Origin of the sequence: Eikenella longinqua, assembly GCF_001648355.1 — a bacterium.
GTDB classification, from domain to species: domain Bacteria; phylum Pseudomonadota; class Gammaproteobacteria; order Burkholderiales; family Neisseriaceae; genus Eikenella; species Eikenella longinqua.
This window is the reverse complement of record NZ_LXSL01000020.1, coordinates 1-15,888: the sequence shown is the minus strand read 5'-3', so window position 1 is coordinate 15,888 and position 15,888 is coordinate 1. Positions and strand designations below refer to the sequence as shown.

10 protein-coding genes and 4 pseudogenes are annotated in these 15,888 nt (G+C 60.9%); 4 read left to right on the top strand and 10 right to left on the bottom strand.

Annotated features, from left to right (window positions below; genetic code table 11):
• The first annotated feature begins 245 nt into the window (after window positions 1–245).
• Window positions 246–2,381: an ATP-dependent DNA helicase DinG gene (dinG, locus tag A7P95_RS05810; protein ID WP_067592534.1), complete on the top strand. Its 2,136-nt coding sequence runs from the start codon at window positions 246–248 to the stop codon at window positions 2,379–2,381.
• A gap of 88 nt (window positions 2,382–2,469) precedes the next feature.
• Here the strand turns inward: dinG and cysI are convergent, their stop codons facing one another.
• The 9 genes and pseudogenes from cysI to fba all read right to left on the bottom strand — a co-directional run bounded on the left by cysI (window position 2,470) and on the right by fba (window position 12,231).
• Complete coding sequence (gene cysI, locus A7P95_RS05805; protein WP_067592531.1) at window positions 2,470–4,245, bottom strand: assimilatory sulfite reductase (NADPH) hemoprotein subunit; 1,776 nt, start codon at window positions 4,243–4,245, stop codon at window positions 2,470–2,472.
• 86 nt (window positions 4,246–4,331) lie between these two features.
• Window positions 4,332–4,526 (bottom strand): annotated as a pseudogene (gene cysJ, locus A7P95_RS11145) (NADPH-dependent assimilatory sulfite reductase flavoprotein subunit); the annotation flags it as partial.
• Between the two features lie 266 nt (window positions 4,527–4,792).
• Window positions 4,793–5,713 carry a sulfate adenylyltransferase subunit CysD gene (gene cysD, locus A7P95_RS05800; RefSeq protein WP_067592528.1) on the bottom strand — a complete coding sequence of 307 codons (921 nt, stop codon included), beginning with the start codon at window positions 5,711–5,713 and terminating at the stop codon, window positions 4,793–4,795.
• A gap of 220 nt (window positions 5,714–5,933) precedes the next feature.
• A pseudogene (locus A7P95_RS05795) lies at window positions 5,934–6,684 on the bottom strand (phosphoadenylyl-sulfate reductase).
• A 28-nt stretch (window positions 6,685–6,712) separates the two neighbouring features.
• The gene (gene cysG / locus A7P95_RS05790) at window positions 6,713–8,167 is read right to left on the bottom strand and encodes a siroheme synthase CysG (RefSeq protein ID WP_067592526.1); all 1,455 of its coding nucleotides are present in this window, start codon (window positions 8,165–8,167) and stop codon (window positions 6,713–6,715) included.
• A 510-nt stretch (window positions 8,168–8,677) separates the two neighbouring features.
• Window positions 8,678–8,956: a hypothetical protein gene (locus tag A7P95_RS05785; protein ID WP_067592524.1), complete on the bottom strand. Its 279-nt coding sequence runs from the start codon at window positions 8,954–8,956 to the stop codon at window positions 8,678–8,680.
• 170 nt (window positions 8,957–9,126) lie between these two features.
• Window positions 9,127–9,708: a methionine biosynthesis protein MetW gene (metW, locus tag A7P95_RS05780; protein ID WP_067592522.1), complete on the bottom strand. Its 582-nt coding sequence runs from the start codon at window positions 9,706–9,708 to the stop codon at window positions 9,127–9,129.
• Window positions 9,695–10,843, bottom strand: coding sequence for a homoserine O-succinyltransferase MetX (metX, locus tag A7P95_RS05775; protein WP_067592520.1), 1,149 nt, complete (start codon window positions 10,841–10,843; stop codon window positions 9,695–9,697). The genes metW and metX overlap by 14 nt, the downstream gene beginning before the upstream one ends.
• A gap of 320 nt (window positions 10,844–11,163) precedes the next feature.
• Window positions 11,164–12,231 (bottom strand): class II fructose-bisphosphate aldolase, encoded by a 1,068-nt coding sequence (fba, locus tag A7P95_RS05770; RefSeq protein WP_067592514.1) that lies wholly within the window; start codon window positions 12,229–12,231, stop codon window positions 11,164–11,166.
• Window positions 12,232–12,452: 221 nt separating this feature from the next.
• Here fba and A7P95_RS05765 point away from each other — a divergent pair, with 221 nt between their 5' ends.
• The 3 genes and pseudogenes from A7P95_RS05765 to A7P95_RS12215 all read left to right on the top strand — a co-directional run.
• Entirely contained in the window at window positions 12,453–13,103 is a 651-nt protein-coding gene (locus tag A7P95_RS05765) for a pyrimidine 5'-nucleotidase (protein ID WP_067592512.1), read from the top strand.
• Between the two features lie 160 nt (window positions 13,104–13,263).
• A complete protein-coding gene (locus tag A7P95_RS05760; RefSeq protein ID WP_067592506.1) occupies window positions 13,264–14,691 on the top strand; it encodes an MFS transporter in 1,428 nt (475 codons plus the stop codon).
• A 259-nt stretch (window positions 14,692–14,950) separates the two neighbouring features.
• Window positions 14,951–15,619: pseudogene (locus A7P95_RS12215) on the top strand (site-specific DNA-methyltransferase); the annotation flags it as partial.
• A 93-nt stretch (window positions 15,620–15,712) separates the two neighbouring features.
• Here the strand turns inward: A7P95_RS12215 and A7P95_RS05750 are convergent.
• Window positions 15,713–15,888, bottom strand: a pseudogene (locus A7P95_RS05750) (IS1595 family transposase); the annotation flags it as partial.

Genomic DNA, 15,888 nt, shown 5'->3' with positions numbered 1-15,888 from the left:
GGTGCAATAATATCAGGATTTATTTATCGCGCCGAAGTGGGGATATTTATCGCGCGCGGCTTCATATAGCCAAGGCTGAGTTTCTGCGAAGCTAAAGCGTAAGCTTCAACGCAGTTAAAACGAATACACTAAGTTCCTGCGAAGCTAAAACCAGCGCCAGCCTCAAGCCATATTTTTCAGGTAGCCTCTCCGCCCGCCCACCCATAATCTCTTATAATACCCGCCTCTTTCCCGCCCTTGCCGCCATGCTCACCGATTTAGAAAAAGACGCCATCCGCCGCCACTACCAGGCCATCAGCGAAAACCTGCCCCATTTCCGCCCGCGCAAAGCGCAGCGCGAAATGCTCGCCGCCGTGGCCAACACCTTCTCGCGCAGCCAGGAGCAGGCCGAAGGTGCCGAGCCGCCCAAACGCGAGGGCGAGAGCATCGCCGTAATCGAAGGGCCCACCGGCGTGGGCAAAAGCCTGGCCTATCTCTTAGCCGGCGGCATCATGGCGCAAACGCGCGGCAAACGGCTGGTGGTGTCCAGCGCCACCGTGGCGCTGCAAGAGCAGCTCGTGGGGCGCGATTTGCCGTTTTTAGTGGAAAAAAGCGGGCTCGAGCTCACCTTCGCCCTGGCCAAAGGCCGCGGCCGCTACCTCTGCCCCTACAAGCTCTACCAGCTCACCCAAAGCCAGGCGCAGCAAACCCTCGCCGGCTTCGACACCCCGCAAATCCTGTGGGACAGCAAGCCCAAGCCCGAAGAAATCCAAACCCTGCGCGAACTGGCCGACGCCTTCGCCGAACGCCGCTTCAACGGCGACCGCGACACCTGGCCGGAAAAAATCGACGACGCCCTCTGGCTCAAAGTAAACAACGACAACTACGGCTGCCTCAAAGCCGCCTGCCCCAACCGCCTCGAGTGCCCCTTCTACCTTGCCCGCGACACGCTCGAAACAGTGGATGTGGTGGTGAGCAACCACGATTTGCTCATGGTAGACATCGGCATGGGCGGCGGCGTGATCCTGCCCGCGCCCGAACACAGCTTCTACTGCATCGACGAAGCCCACCACCTGCCCAAAAAAGCGCTCAACCAGTTTGCCGCCGAACATTCGCTCAACCAAGCCGTGTGGGCGCTGGAAAAACTGCCGCAAATCACCGACAAAATCGCCTCCCTCGCCGACAAAGCCGAACTCGCCAACCTGGCCGACGAAGCCGCCGCCAGCCTGCTCGACAGCCTCTACGAATGGCAGTTCCACCTCGGCGACACCCCCGAGCTCGCCTACAACGACAGCGGCCGCAACCCGCAATGGCTGTGGCAAGACGGCCAAATCCCCGAAGCGCTCGCCCTGCTCGTGTCCAACACCGCCGCCGCCGCGCAAAGCCTCTACAAGCACGCCAACGGCCTCAACGACGCCCTCTCCGCCGCCCGCCGCGAAAAAGACAGCGACAGCGCCCAAATCGACCGCCTCAGCAGCGAATTCGGCATCTTCCGCGCCCGCATCGAGCAAATCAGCGCCGTGTGGGACCTGCTCGCCACCGAGCCCGCCGGCGACGCCCCGCCCCTGGCCAAATGGATAGAATGCAGCCACGGCAGCGACAAAACCGATTACTCCTTCCACGCCTCCCCCGTGAGCGCCGCCGCCATGCTCGCCGCCGGCCTGTGGCGCCGCGCCGCCGGCGCCGTCCTCACCTCCGCCACCCTGCAATCGCTCGACAGCTTCGACCATTTATTAAAGCAAACCGGCCTGCACTGGCTGCCCGAAACCACCACCCTCGCGCTGGAAAGCCCCTTCAACTTCCCCGCCCAAGGCGAGCTCTACCTCCCGCCCGTGGCCGCCAGCCCCAAGCAGGCCGAAGCCCACACCGCCGAAATCGCCGAATGGCTGCCCAAGCTCATCAGCCCCGAAGAAGCCGTGGGCACCCTCGTATTGTTCTCCTCGCGCAAACAAATGCAAGACGTGGCCCTGAGGCTACCTGAAAGCCACCTGCCGCTCCTACTCATCCAAGGCGACCAGCCCAAAGCCATCCTGCTCGAACGCCACCGCCAAGCCGTGGCCGGCGGGCGCGCCAGCATCCTCTTCGGCCTCGACAGCTTCGCCGAAGGGCTCGACCTGCCCGGCAGCGACTGTGCCCACGTCATCATCGCCAAGCTGCCCTTCACCATGCCCGACCACCCCATCGAAAAAACCCGCAGCCGCTGGATCGAGCAGCGCGGCGGCAACCCCTTCATGGAAATCACCGTGCCCGAAGCCGGCATCAAGCTCACCCAGGCCGTGGGCCGCCTCATCCGCACCGAGCACGACTACGGCCGCATCACCATCCTCGACAACCGCATCCTCACCGCCCGCTACGGCAAACAACTCCTCGCCTGCCTGCCCCCGTTCAAACGCATCGGCTGACTGGCGCGCGGCAAAAAGGCTACCTGAAAACCGAAAAATGGTTTTCAGGTAGCCTTTTTCTTGCCGTGCCGTTTCGCCGGATGTCGATTTAGGCGGCGGAGGCGGCCCAGAAGTCGCGCGGGGGATCGAGCACGGGGCGGACGATACCGCTGCGCACGGCGTAGTCGCCGAAGCCTTCGCCTGCCTCCCTGTGTTGCGCCCAGCCGGCAATCCAGTCGGCGAGGATGGCGAGGATTTCGGGCTCGGTGATGTTTTCTTTATAGAGGCGGGGGATGCGCGTGCCTTGGCGGTTGCCGCCGGCGTAGAGGTTGTAGCGGCCGAGGGCTTTGCCCACCAGGCCGATTTCGGCGAGCATGCTGCGGCCGCAGCCGTTGGGGCAGCCGTTTACGCGCAACACGATGTGTTCGCCGCCCAAGCCGTGTTCGGCCATAATTTCGTCCACGCGGTCGAGGAATTCGGGCAGGAAGCGTTCGGCTTCGGCCATGGCCAGCGGGCAGGTGGGCAGGGCAACGCAGGCCATGCTGTTTTCGCGCTGGCGGGTAACGGCGGCGCTGATGAGGCCGTGCGCGCGGGCGATTTGCTCAATGCGCTCTTTTTCGCCTTCGGGCACGCCGGCCACGATGAGGTTTTGGTTGGCGGTGAGGCGGAAGTCGCCTTGGTGGATTTCGGCGATTTGACGCAGGCCGGTTTTGAGCGTTTTGCCGGGGGCGTCGGTGATGCGGCCGTTTTCGATGAAGAGGGTGAGGTGCCATTTTTTGTCTTCGCCCTGCACCCAGCCGATGCGGTCGCCGCGCGAGGTGAATTCGTAGGGGCGGGAAGGCTGGAATTGGGCGCCCATGCGGTTTTCCACTTCGGCGATGAATACTTCGGTGCCCACGCGCTCGAGCGTGTAGCGGGTTTTGGCGGCTTTGCGGTCGCTGCGGTTGCCCCAGTCGCGCTGCACGGACACCACGGCGGCGGCGCAGTCAAGCACTTTGTCGAGCCCGATGAAGCCGAATTCGCGGGCGGTGTTGGGGTAGGTTTTGGTATTGCCGTGCTCCATGGAGAGGCCGCCGCCCACGAGCACGTTGAAGCCGACGAGCTTGCCGTTTTCGCCGATGGCAACGAAGTTTAAGTCGTTGGCGTGCAGGTCTACGTCGTTGTGCGGGGGGATGACGACGGTGGTTTTGAATTTGCGCGGCAGGTAATTGGCGCCGAGCACGGGCTCGGTGGCGTCGCCGCTTTTCACGCTGTCGGCGAGCGGGGCGGTGGGGGTGGTTTCGGTGGATTCCACCTTTTCGCCGTCGAGCCAGATTTCGGCGTAGGCGCGGGATTTGGGCAGCAGGTGTTCGCTGATTTTCTTGGCCCATTCCCAGGCTTCGCGGTGCAGGCTGCTTTCCACGGGGTTGCTGGTGCACAAGACGTTGCGATTTACGTCGCCGGCGGTGGCGATGGTGTCGAGGCCGAGTTTGTGCAGCCATTGGTGTACGGCTTTGATGTTGGGCTTGAGGATGCCGTGGTATTGGAAGGTTTGGCGGTTGGTGAGGCGGATGGAGCCGTAGAGGGTGTGGCTGCCGGCGAATTGGTCGATGCCGATCCATTGCTGCGGGGTGATGACGCCGCCGGGCAGGCGGCAGCGCAGCATGACGTTTTTGAGGTTGTCGAGCTTTTGTTCGTGGCGCTCGGCGCGGATGTCGCGGTTGTCTTGCTCATACATGCCGTGGAAGCGGATGAGTTGGAAGTTGTCGCCGTTGAAGCCGCCGGTGAGGCCGTCGCCGAGGTCTTCGGCGATGGTGCCGCGCAGGTGGCGGCTTTGGCCTTTGAGGCGTTCGTTGTCGGCAAGGGGGGCTTGGGGGAGTTTGGCGCGGGGGTCGGGGGCGGTCATGGCGTTTCCTTTGGGTTTGGGTGTTTGGGGTTTTCAGGTAGCCTTTTGTTTGCCTACCGTGGCTACCTGAAAAACAGCCGCTGTTTTCAATACACGTCGCGGCGGTAGCGGCCTTCTTGGCGCAGGGTGTCGAGGTAGTCTTCGGCTTCGTCGGGGCTGAGGCGGCCTTGTTCGGCAATCACGGCCAGCAGGGCTTGTTCCACGTCTTTGGCCATGCGCGAGGCGTCGCCGCACACGTAAACATAGGCGCCCTGTTGCAGCCATTGCCACAGCTCGGCGGCTTGGGGCTGGTCATGGCTGGGCTTTCTCGGGGTGGGTTGGTTTTCAGGTAGCCTGATGCGGTGTGTTTTGTGTGCGGCTGTTGAAACGGTGTAATCTGTTTTAGCTTCTCAGAAACTCAGTCTTGGTTAAACCAAGACATCGTTTTCAGGTAGCCTGCGGATGCGGCGGGCTTGGGGCTACCTGAAAGCACAAGCTTCAACGCAGTGGACCGATGTTTTGCGAAGCAAGGCTGAGTTGCTGCGAAGCCAAAATCGGGCGCTTGGTTTTAGAAATAGCCTTGTTTCTTGCGCTGCTCCATGGCGGCTTCGCTCACTTGGTCGTCGAGGCGGGTGGCGCTGCGCTCGGAAATGTCGGCCAGGGCGGTTTCGGCGATGATGTCGGCGGGGGTGGCGGCGCTGCTGGCCACGGGGCAGGTGCAGGAGATGTCGCCCACGGTGCGGAAGCGCACGGAAAGCTCTTCTATCGCTTCGCCTTCGCGCGGCGGGGTGAGCTCGGTTACGGGCACGAGCAGGCCTTGGCGGTGCACCACTCGGCGGCGGTGGGCGTAGTAGATTGGCGGCAGGGCGAGTTTTTCGCGTTCGATGTATTGCCACACGTCGAGCTCGGTCCAGTTGGAAATGGGAAACACGCGCAGGTTTTCGCCGTGGTGCAGGCGGGCGTTGTAGAGCGACCAGAGCTCGGGGCGTTGGTCTTTGGGGTTCCATTGGCCGAATTCGTCGCGGAAGGAGAAGATGCGTTCTTTGGCGCGGGCTTTTTCTTCGTCGCGGCGGGCGCCGCCCATCAGGGCGTCGAAGCCGTGTTCTTCGATGGCTTCGAGCAGGGTGACGGCTTGGGCGGCGTTGCGCGAGTCGGTTTCGCGGCGCAGCACGACGGTGCCTTTGGCGATGGAGTCTTCCACGCTGCCCACGATGAGCTGTGCGCCGGCGCGGCGGGCGGTTTCGTCGCGGAAGGCGATGACTTCGGGATAGTTGTGGCCGGTGTCAATGTGCAGCAGTGGGAAGGGCAGCGGGATGCTGCGCCCGGACACGGAGAAGGCTTTGCGGGCAAGGGCGAGCAGGACGACGGAGTCTTTGCCGCCGGAAAACAGGATGGCGGGGCGGCGGCATTCAGCCAGCACTTCGCGGATGATGTAGACGGATTCAGCTTCAAGCCAGTCGAGGTGGTCGTTGTGCAGGGTGGCGCTCATGGCGGGCTTTCGGGTTTAGGGTTTTTGTTTGGGTTGCCTTTGGTTTCAGGTAGCCTGTGTGCGGGCGCTTGGGGCTACCTGAAAAATTTTGTGGATATGTTGCCGGTCAGGAATGCCCGGGCTGTGGGCTTTAGCTTCGCAGAAACTCCGCCTTGGCTGCGCCAAGACATCGTTTTAACTTCGTTGAAGCTGACGCTTTCAGGTAGCCTTTGCGGCGGGATTATTTGTGCAGGCCGCATTCTTTGCTGTCGCGGTTTTCCCACCACCAGCGGCCGGAACGGATGTCTTCGCCGGCCTTCACCGGCATGGTGCAGGGCTCGCAGCCGATGCTGGGGTAGCCTTGGCGGTAGAGCGCGTTGGTGGGCAGGCGGTGTTGCAGCACATAGGCCCACACGTCTGGCTCGCTCCAGTCGGCCAGCGGGTTGTATTTGGCGATACCGCGCGCTGTCTTGCTCGGCCAGGGGCAGGCGGCTGCGGGTGCTGGATTGGCCGCGCCGCTGGCCGGTAATCCAGGCGTCGGCGTCGGCCAGCGCGCGGTTGAGCGGCTCCACTTTGCGGATATGGCAGCACTGCCGGCGCAATGCCACGCTGTCGTAAAACGCGTTGGCGCCGAATTCGTTTACATAGGCGGCCACGGCTTCGGCGTCGGGGTAATACAGGCGCAGGTTCAAATCGGGGTAGCGGCTGCTCACTTCGTCGGCCAGCGCCAGGGTCTCTCGGTTGAGGCGGCCGGTTTCCAACACAAACACTTCCACCCGCAGCGATTGCGCGGCCAGCAGGTCGGTGAGCACCATGTCTTCGGCGGCCAGGCTGCTGGCGAGTTTCACCCGGCCGTGGCGCTGGTAGATGTCTTGCAGGCGGCGGCGCAGCGCGGCGGTTTTTTCAGGTAGCCTCTGGTAGGCGGCGGCAGAGGGCTGCGGTATCTGCCACAGCTTCGGTTTGGTAAACACGCTGCTTGGCACCCATTCCATGATTTCTTCTTTGCTCATCACGCGCTCCTCAGGCCGCATGCACCGCCGGCCGTTCTGCTCCGGCATCGGGCAGCACATACCAGCCGCTGCGGTCGGCCGACAAGGCGGGCTGCTCGCCAAACCAAGCCAAACGGTGGTGCAGCGCGGCGGTTTCGCCGATGATCAGCAAAGCGGGCTGCGGCGCTTGCGCGGCCAGCTCAGGCAGCTCGGAGAGGCTACCTGAAAACACCTGCTGCCCGGGCAGCGTGCCGCAGCCGACCACGGCGGCGGGCGTGTCGGCGGCGCGGCCGTGGGCGATGAGTTCGCGCGAGAGCTCGGCAGCCTTAATCGTGCCCATATACACCACCAGCGTTTGCCGGCTTTGCGCCAGCGCCTGCCAATCGGGCGCGTCGGCGTTGATTTTGCGGTGGCCGGTGATAAACATGGCGCTGTGCACATGGTCGCGGTGGGTGAGCGGGATGCCGGCATAGGCGGCGGCGCCCAGCGCGGCGGTGATGCCGGGCACCACTTCAAACGGAATGCCCGCCTCGCGCAGCGCTTCCAATTCCTCGCCGCCGCGCCCGAACACAAACGGGTCGCCGCCTTTGAGCCGCACCACGCGTTTGCCGGCCAGGGCATAGCGCACCAGCAGGCGGTTGGTTTCCTCCTGCGGCACGCTGCCGCCCCGTGCGCGTTTGCCCACGCAGATTTTGTCGGCATCGCGCCGCACCAGCTCCAGCACCTGTTCCGACACCAGCGCGTCGTATAGCACTACATCGGCCTCCTGAATGCGCTGCAAGCCTTTGAGCGTGAGCAGCCCGGCATCGCCCGGCCCCGCGCCCACCAGCGCCACTTCGCCGGTTTGCGGCCAATCGCCTGCCAGCTGCCGCCGCACCAAGCATTCGGCCTCGCGACTGCGGCGGCTGTCGGCCAGCCTCTGGAAGGCGGCGGAAGTGAACAGCTTTTCCCAGAAGCGGCGGCGCTGCGTCGTGCTGCCGAGTTTGGCTTTCACGCGGCCGCGCCACTGCCCGGCAATGCCCGCCATCACGCCCAAGCCCTGCGGCAGCAAGGCTTCCAGCTTTTCGCGCAGCAGCCGCGCCAGCACCGGCGCTTGGCCGCCGCTGGAAATGGCGATTTGGATGGGATGGCGGTCGATGATGGAGGGGAAGATGAAATTGCAGCGGGCGGGGTCGTCCACCGTGTTCACCAGCAGGCGGCGCTGCTGCGCGGCTTGGAACACCTGCTCGTTGAGGGCGGAATCGTTGGTGGCGGCCACGGCGAGGAAGGCGCTGTCGAGCAATTCGGGGGAAAACGCACGCGCCGCCCATTCCACCCGCCCAGCTTCGTGCAGCGATTGGATTTGCGGGTGCAGCGACTCCGCCGCAATGCGGATGGCCGCGCCACATTTGAGCAGCAGGCTGATTTTGCGCAACGCCACGCCGCCCGCACCCACCACCAACACGGAGCGGCCTTTCAAATCGGCAAACAGGGGGAAATAGTCCATTTTCGTTCTCCAAAACCGTGCGCTTATCATAGGCGAAGCGGCAGGCAGAACGGAAAGACCGATTTTGACCTTAGATAGAAGGAAAAATTATATATAGCACAACCAGCTGGTTTTAAATGATTATTTAAGAGATATACAACAATAAAGGCTACCTGAAAGCGATGTCTTGGCGCAGTCAAGGCTGAGTTTCTGCGAAGCTAAAACGATGTCTTGGCGCAGCCAAGGCGGAGTTGCCGCGAAGCTAAAGCGATGTCTTGGCGCAGCCAAGGCGGAGTTGCCGCGAAGCTAAAGCGATGTCTCGGCACAGCCAAGGCAAGGTTTCTGCGAAACCCAAACGAAACGCCAACCAACCTTTCGCCCAAGCCAATCCGTTTCATTTTTTCAGGTAGCCTTATCCGGTTGGCAAACCCAACAACCCGGCAAAAATAAAGGCTACCTGAAAACGCAGCACAGCAAAGTTTCTGCGAAGCGAAAATTTTCAGGTAGCCTCGTTGGTATCACAGCGGCAGCTTAAAGCTGGAAGCCCTCCAGCACTTTGCTGCGGAATTCCGGATATTCCTCCAGTTCGTCCAACACGAAGCGCTGCGCGTCGATTTCGTGCGCCATGTCTTTTTCAAACTTTTCCAGCAGCGTGGTGCGGGCATTGCTGTCGTTGTATTTTTTGGTCACTTTCAAGCGGGCAGCCCATTGGTGGCGGGCTTTGTCTTCGATGATCATCATCAGGCAGTTGAGCTCGAAGTCGCCTTTGTCGTCGCTGGCGGCCAGCTTGTCTGAAAAATTGCGTAGCATAAGTATCCAATCTCCCTATTCTTACAAAACAAACGAATATTTTTACTTAATTATACGTTTCACCGCCGCCGCAACTTTGACCTGGCTTAAATAAAAGCCATCTTGTGCGGATTTGAATAATCTTTCTAAATCATCGGGTAAACCCGCAAATCCAAAGGCAAAGCAATCGTTCAGCCCACGCGGTAAAACGCCAGGCTGCCCAGCAGGTTGGGCAGGTATTGCACGCGCTGGCCGCCGGCCATCACCGCCCGTTCGAGCACGCGGATGCGGTTTTTGGCGCACAGGCGGTCGAAATCGCTCAGGGTGCACCAATGGATGTTGGGCGTGTCGTACCAATCGTAGGGCATGCGCTCGCTCACGGGCATGTGACCGCCGAACACCAGCTGGAAGCGGTTGCGCCAATAGCCGAAGTTGGGGAAGGTGACGATGGCTTGCTTGGCCACGCGGGTGAGGTCGCGCAAGATGGTTTCCACGTTTTGCATGGCCTGGATGGTTTGGCTGAGCACGATAATGTCGAAGCTGCCGTCGCCGAAGGCTTGCAGGCCTTGCTCCAAGTCCGCCTGGATCACGTTCACGCCGCGGCCGATGGCGGCAATCACGCTGCCAGTGTCGATTTCCACGCCGTAGCCGGTGCAGCTTTTATGCGTTACCAGGGCTTGCAGCAGCTCGCCGTCGCCGCAGCCCAAATCGAGCACGCGGCTGCCCTCGGGAATCCAGTCGTAGATCAGTTGCAGGTCGTCACGCAGATTCATGCGCCAACTCCTTGTGGATATTATCGATATAGGCTTTCACGGCTTTCAAGTAGGGCTCGTCTTCCATCAGGAAGGCGTCGTGGCCGTGGGAGGATTCGATTTCGATGTATTGCACGTTTTTCTTGGCACCAATCAGGGCTTTCACCAGCTCGTGCGAGCGCTCGGGGGCGAAGCGCCAGTCGCTGCTGAAGCTGGCCACGAAGAATTTGGCCTGCACGCCGGCGAGGGCGGCTTGGAGGCTGTGGCCGAAATCGGCGGCGGGATCGAAATAATCCAGCGCCTTGGTCATCAAGAGATAAGTGTTGGCATCGAAGCGGTCGGCAAATTTGTCGCCTTGGTAGCGCAGATAGCTTTCCACTTCAAATTCAATGCCGTAGCCATATTGCAGCTCGCCGCTTTTCATCTGGCGGCCAAACTTTTTGCCCAGCCCGTCTTCGGCCAGATAGGTGATGTGCCCCATCATGCGGGCAATGCGCAGACCGCGGCGCGGCACGGCTTGGCGGCAGGCGTAGTGGCCTTCGTGGAAATCGGGGTCGGTGAGGATGGCTTGGCGGGCAACGTCGTTGAAGGCGATGTTTTGGGTGGACAATTTGGGCGCGGAGGCAATCACCAGGGCGTGGCGCACGCGCTCGGGGAAGTCGATGGCCCATTGCAGGGCCTGCATGCCGCCGAGGCTGCCGCCCATCACCGCCGCCCATTGTTTGATGCCGAAATGGTCGGCCAGGAGCGCTTGGGAGCGCACCCAGTCTTTCACGGTTACCACGGGGAAATCGGAGCCGTAGGGCTGGCCGGTGGCGGGGTTGGTGCTCAGGGGGCCGCTGCTGCCGGCACAGCCGCCGAGATTATTGAGCCCGACCACGAAGAAGCGGTTGGTGTCTACCGGCTTGTTGGGGCCAACCATGTTGTCCCACCAGCCGGGGTGTTTGTCGGCCGGGCTGTGGCGGCCGGCCACGTGGTGCGTGCCGGAGAGGGCGTGGCAGATGAGGATGGCGTTGGATTTACTCTCGTTGAGCGTGCCGTAGGTTTCGGTGATCAGGTCGAAACGCGGCAGGGTGTGGCCGTTTTGCAGGGTGAAGGGCTGTTCGAAGGCGATGGTTTGCGGGGCAACGATCCCCACGGAGGCGGGCTGGTTCATAGGCGGCTTGCTTGTTAAATTATGTTGATTATAGCGGATGGGGCGGAGAAATTCATGGTATGCGCCCGGAGGCGGAGGGCTACCTGAAAATGCTGCGCGGTATTTTCACTTCCTTGGAAGCGACGTTTTAGTTTGGCAGAGATTCCGCCTTGGCTAAACCGAGGCATCGTTTTTCAGGTAGCCTTTCTTCGGCAGCCGGATGATGATTACTCTGCAAACCCCGTTTCCCCAAACCAAACAGGCTACCTGAAACAAGCTTTGCGATGTTCTGCGAAGCGGAATTTTTCAGGTAGCCTGTTGCCATTCATTCAATCAAAGGTTTACTTCACCACCACTTGGTTTAGCTCGCCTTTGGCGTAGCGGGTGGCCATTTTTTCCAGCGAAACGGGTTTGATTTTATCCGCCATGCCTTCGCAGCCGAAAGCCTGGTAGCGTGCGAGGCAGATGCCTTTCATGGCTTCGATGGTTTTGGCCAGGTATTTGCGCGGGTCGAACTCGCTGGGGTGTTCGGCCAGGAAGCGGCGGATAGCGCCGGTGCTGGCCAGACGCAGGTCGGTGTCGATATTCACCTTGCGCACGCCGTGTTTGATGCCTTCCACGATTTCTTCCACCGGCACGCCGTAGGTTTCGCCGATGTCGCCGCCGTATTCGTTGATCACTTTCAGCCATTCCTGCGGCACGGAGCTGGAGCCGTGCATCACGATGTGCGTGTTCGGCAGGGCGGCGTGGATTTCTTTAATGCGGTCGATGCGCAGCACGTCGCCTGTGGGCGGGCGGGTAAACTTATACGCGCCGTGGCTGGTGCCCACGGCGATGGCGAGCGCGTCCACGCCGGTGTCGTTTACGAAGCGCACGGCGTCTTCCACGCTGGTGAGCATTTGGTCGTGGCTCAACTTGCCGGCGGCGCCCACGCCGTCTTCTTCGCCCGCTTCACCGGTTTCCAGGTTGCCCAACACGCCGATTTCGCCTTCCACGGATACGCCGCAGGCATGGGAGAAGTTCACCACGGTGCGGGTAACGTCCACGTTGTATTCGTAGCTAGACGGAGTTTTGCCGTCGGCCAGGAGCGAGCCGTCCATCATCACCGAGCTGAAGCCGAGCTGGATGGAGCGTTGGCACACATCGGGCGAGGCGCCGTGGTCTTGGTGCATCACCACGGGAATGTGCGGAAATTCTTCCACCGCCGCCAAAATCAGGTGGCGCAAGAAGGGCGCGCCGGCGTATTTGCGCGCGCCGGCAGAAGCCTGCACGATCACGGGCGCATTCACTTGGTCGGCCGCTTCCATGATGGCGCGCATCTGTTCCAAGTTGTTCACATTAAAGGCGGGCAGGCCGTAGCCGTGTTCGGCGGCGTGGTCCAAAAGCTGGCGCATGGATACCAAAGCCATAGCAATCTCCTAAGTGATAATCGGTTGTAAGAATCGGCGTGATTATAGCAGCAAACGGCAGCATTGGCGGGCAGGCGCTATATGGAGCTGAAGCAATTATTTCTGCATACCAGGCGGCGAGCCGCAGGCAGTATGAGCGATACGGCAAGGCGAGCCAACGCCGTATGAAGAAATAAGTGCTTTAGCTATAATCCCGCCTTTCTATTTTTCAGGTAGCCTTTATGCCGCCGCCCCAGCCCGTTTGGCTGTTTGATTTAGACGACACTCTGCACCGCGCCGATGCGGGCATCTTCCTGCTCATCAACCGCCGCATGACCGCCTTCATGGCGCGCGAGCTCGGCCTGAGCCTGCCCGAAGCCTCCGACCTGCGCGAACACTACTGGCGTCACTACGGCGCCACGCTCGGCGGTTTGCAGCGGCACCACCCGCACATCCGCCCCGCCGACTTCCTGCGCCAAAGCCACCACCTGCCCGAACTCCTGGCCGCGCTGCAAGCCATGCCGCACGCCGCCGAAGCGCTTGCTGCCCTGCCCGGCCGCAAAGCCGTGTTTTCCAACGGCCCCGCGTTTTACGTGCGCGCCTTGGTTGAGGCGATGGGTTTGGGCGGCCATTTCGACGCGCTGTTCGGCGTGGACGACCTAGCCCTGCACCACAAGCCGCAGCCGCAATCTTTCCGTTTGGTGTGCGCCGCGCTGGCCGTGCCGCCGCAGCAATGCATCTTGGTGGACGACAGCGCCGCCAACCTGCAAGCAGCCAAGGCGCTGGGCATGCGCACGGTGTGGTTCGGCAGCCGCGCCGAGCCGCAGCCCTTCGCCAACCATGTGGCCCGCGATATGCTGGCCGTGCGGGCTTTGGCCGACGAAATGGCGTAGAATCTGCCGTTTGCCCTGCCCACCTGCCCGGGTTTGGCTGCATAGCCTGGCTGCGCCGAAACCCCTATTTTTCAGGTAGCCTTTTCGCTGCGCCCCAGCCCGCGTTTTCAGGCAGCCTCTATACAGCAGCAATCCATTCCACAATAAGAAAGAACGCTTTATGCAACACACCGATTCCGCCGCCCAACACGAATACTTCGCCGACCGCGAGGGCTTCCCTGCCAAAACCATCGTGGCCACGCTCTTTATCGGCGCCTTCTTCGGCTACCTGAACGACACCCTGCTCAACGTGGCGCTCACGCCCATCATGCGCGATTTCCACATCGACAAAACCACCGCCCAATGGCTCACCACCGGCTTCCTCTTGGTGATGGGCGCGTTCACGCCGATTACCGCCGGCGTGATCCAATGGTTTGAAACGCGCAAAATGGTACTCATCACCCAAGCCACCTTCCTCGCCGGCTCGCTGATTTGCGCGCTCGCGCCCAATTTCGGCGTGCTGCTGGCCGGGCGCATGGTGCAGGCCATATCCGCCGCGTTTTTCGTGCCGCTGCTGTTTAACGGCATCCTCAATATCTTCCCGCCCAACCGGCGCGGCACGGCCATGGGCGTGATCACCATGATGTTCACCGCCGCCCCCGCGCTCGGCCCCACCCTCTCCGGCATCATCATCGACCACACCCACTGGCGCGTGCTCTTCGCCGCCACCGCGCCGTTTATGCTCGCGGCCATGTTTCTCGTGGGCAAATACCTCAGCGTCAATCTCAACCCCATCACCCGCCCGAAAATCGACATCCCCTCCGCCCTGCTTTCCATCGGCGGCTTCGGCGGGCTGGTGTATGCGTGCAGCAACTTCGCTGCGCTGCCCTTGGCCGAGTTTGCCCTGCTCCTGGCCGGCTCCGTGCTGCTCATCGGCTGGTTTGTGCGCCGCCAGTTTCACATTGCCACGCCGCTGCTCAACCTACGCGCACTGCAATACAGCCAGTTCAGCCTGTGCCTGGCCATCCTCGCCTGCTCCTATTTCCTGTTTCTCGGCCTCGAGCTGATGGTGCCCATCTACACCCAGCAGGTGCTGCTGCTCACCGGCACGGCCACCGGCCTCATCCTGATGCCCGCCAGCATCGCCCAAGCCTGCGCCGCGCCGCTGTTTGGTAAACTGCTGGATAAAAAAGGCGGTCGCTTCGTGGTGCTGCCCGCCACCATCCTGCTCACCGCCTCGCTGGCCGTATTGTGGGGCTACTTGAAAATCGACACCCAAACCGCCGCCCTCTCCGCCATGTTTGCCCTGATGGCCGTGGCCGTATCCGCCTGCATCACCGGCGAAACCCACGGCCTCAACGCCCTGCCCAAACACCTCAACCCGCACGGCGCCGCCATCATCACCACCATCAACCCCATCGCCGGCGCCATCGGAGCCGCCTTCTTCGTGGGCACCACCAACATCGGCGAACACCTCTCCGGCGGCAGCAGCCCGCAACAGGCCATGCTCAACGGCATCCACCTCAGCATGAGCTTCGCCCTGGCCGTCGGCATCCTCACCATCGTCTGCGCCTACCGGCTCAAGCCGCACGGCGAAAGCAGCGAATAAATCCGCCATGCCTGCACACCAAACAACAGGCTACCTGAAAAATTTAGCTTCGCAGAAACTCGCAAAACTCGTTTTCAGGTAGCCTGTTGCTCACAAGAATAAACACCAGCATGGCAACACTGCACAAACCACGCTAGAATCGGCAGCTCCGTCCGATACATTAGAAAGACGCAGTTATGGCGAACCGAACCGAACCGAACCGAACCGAACCGAACCGAACCGAACCGAACCGAACCGAACCGAACCGAACCGAACCGAAATTATACCAAATCTAGAAAATAATCCCAACAAAAACAGATTATTACAACTCAAGAAAATCTTTCCCGAAGCCTTCTGCGAAGAACAGGTCGACTGGGAAAAGCTCAAACTCGTGCTGGGCGAAGATAACCTTGCCCACACAGGCGAACGCTACCGGCTCGACTGGGCGGGCAAAAGCGATGCCTACCGCACGCTGCAATCGCCCGCATCCCACACCCTCGCGCCCTGCCAAAGCGAAAGCGTGGATTGGAGCGGCACGCAAAATCTCTTTATCGAAGCCGAAAACCTCGAAGCCCTGAAAATCCTGCAAAAATCCTACGTCGGCAGCGTGAAGATGATCTACATCGACCCGCCTTACAACACCGGCAACGATTCCTTCATTTATCCCGACAAATTCTCCGAAACTCGCGAAGAATACGCCCGCCGCGTGGGCGACACCGACGACGCGGGCTACCTGAAACGCGACGGTATGTTCCAAGGCGCATTCCGCAAAAACAGCAAAGACAACGGGCATTACCACAGCAACTGGCTCTCCATGATGCTGCCGCGCCTGCATCTGGCGAAAACCCTGCTGCGCGAAGACGGCGTGATTTTTATCTTGATAGATGATAACGAACAAGCGCAGTTGAAGTTGCTGTGCAATGAAGTATTTGGGGAAGGAAATTTTGTCAATGCTATATCAATCAATATGAAAATATAGCAGGTGCTTCTGGTGGTGGAGAAGATAAACGATTAAAGAAAAAGGGGCTGACGTAGATTAGCCCTAAATTCCACACCATCTCCGCAGGATTTTAAGCTGTCGGGACGGTGTGCCGAAGTTAAACCGAAATTCGCATTCTTTCAAGAACAGCAGGAAAGATTTGCGGTCGATTCCGTTGTATTTGCGTAAGACACGTTTTGCCTGATTCCAGAAATTCTCAATGCCGTTAATGTGGTTTT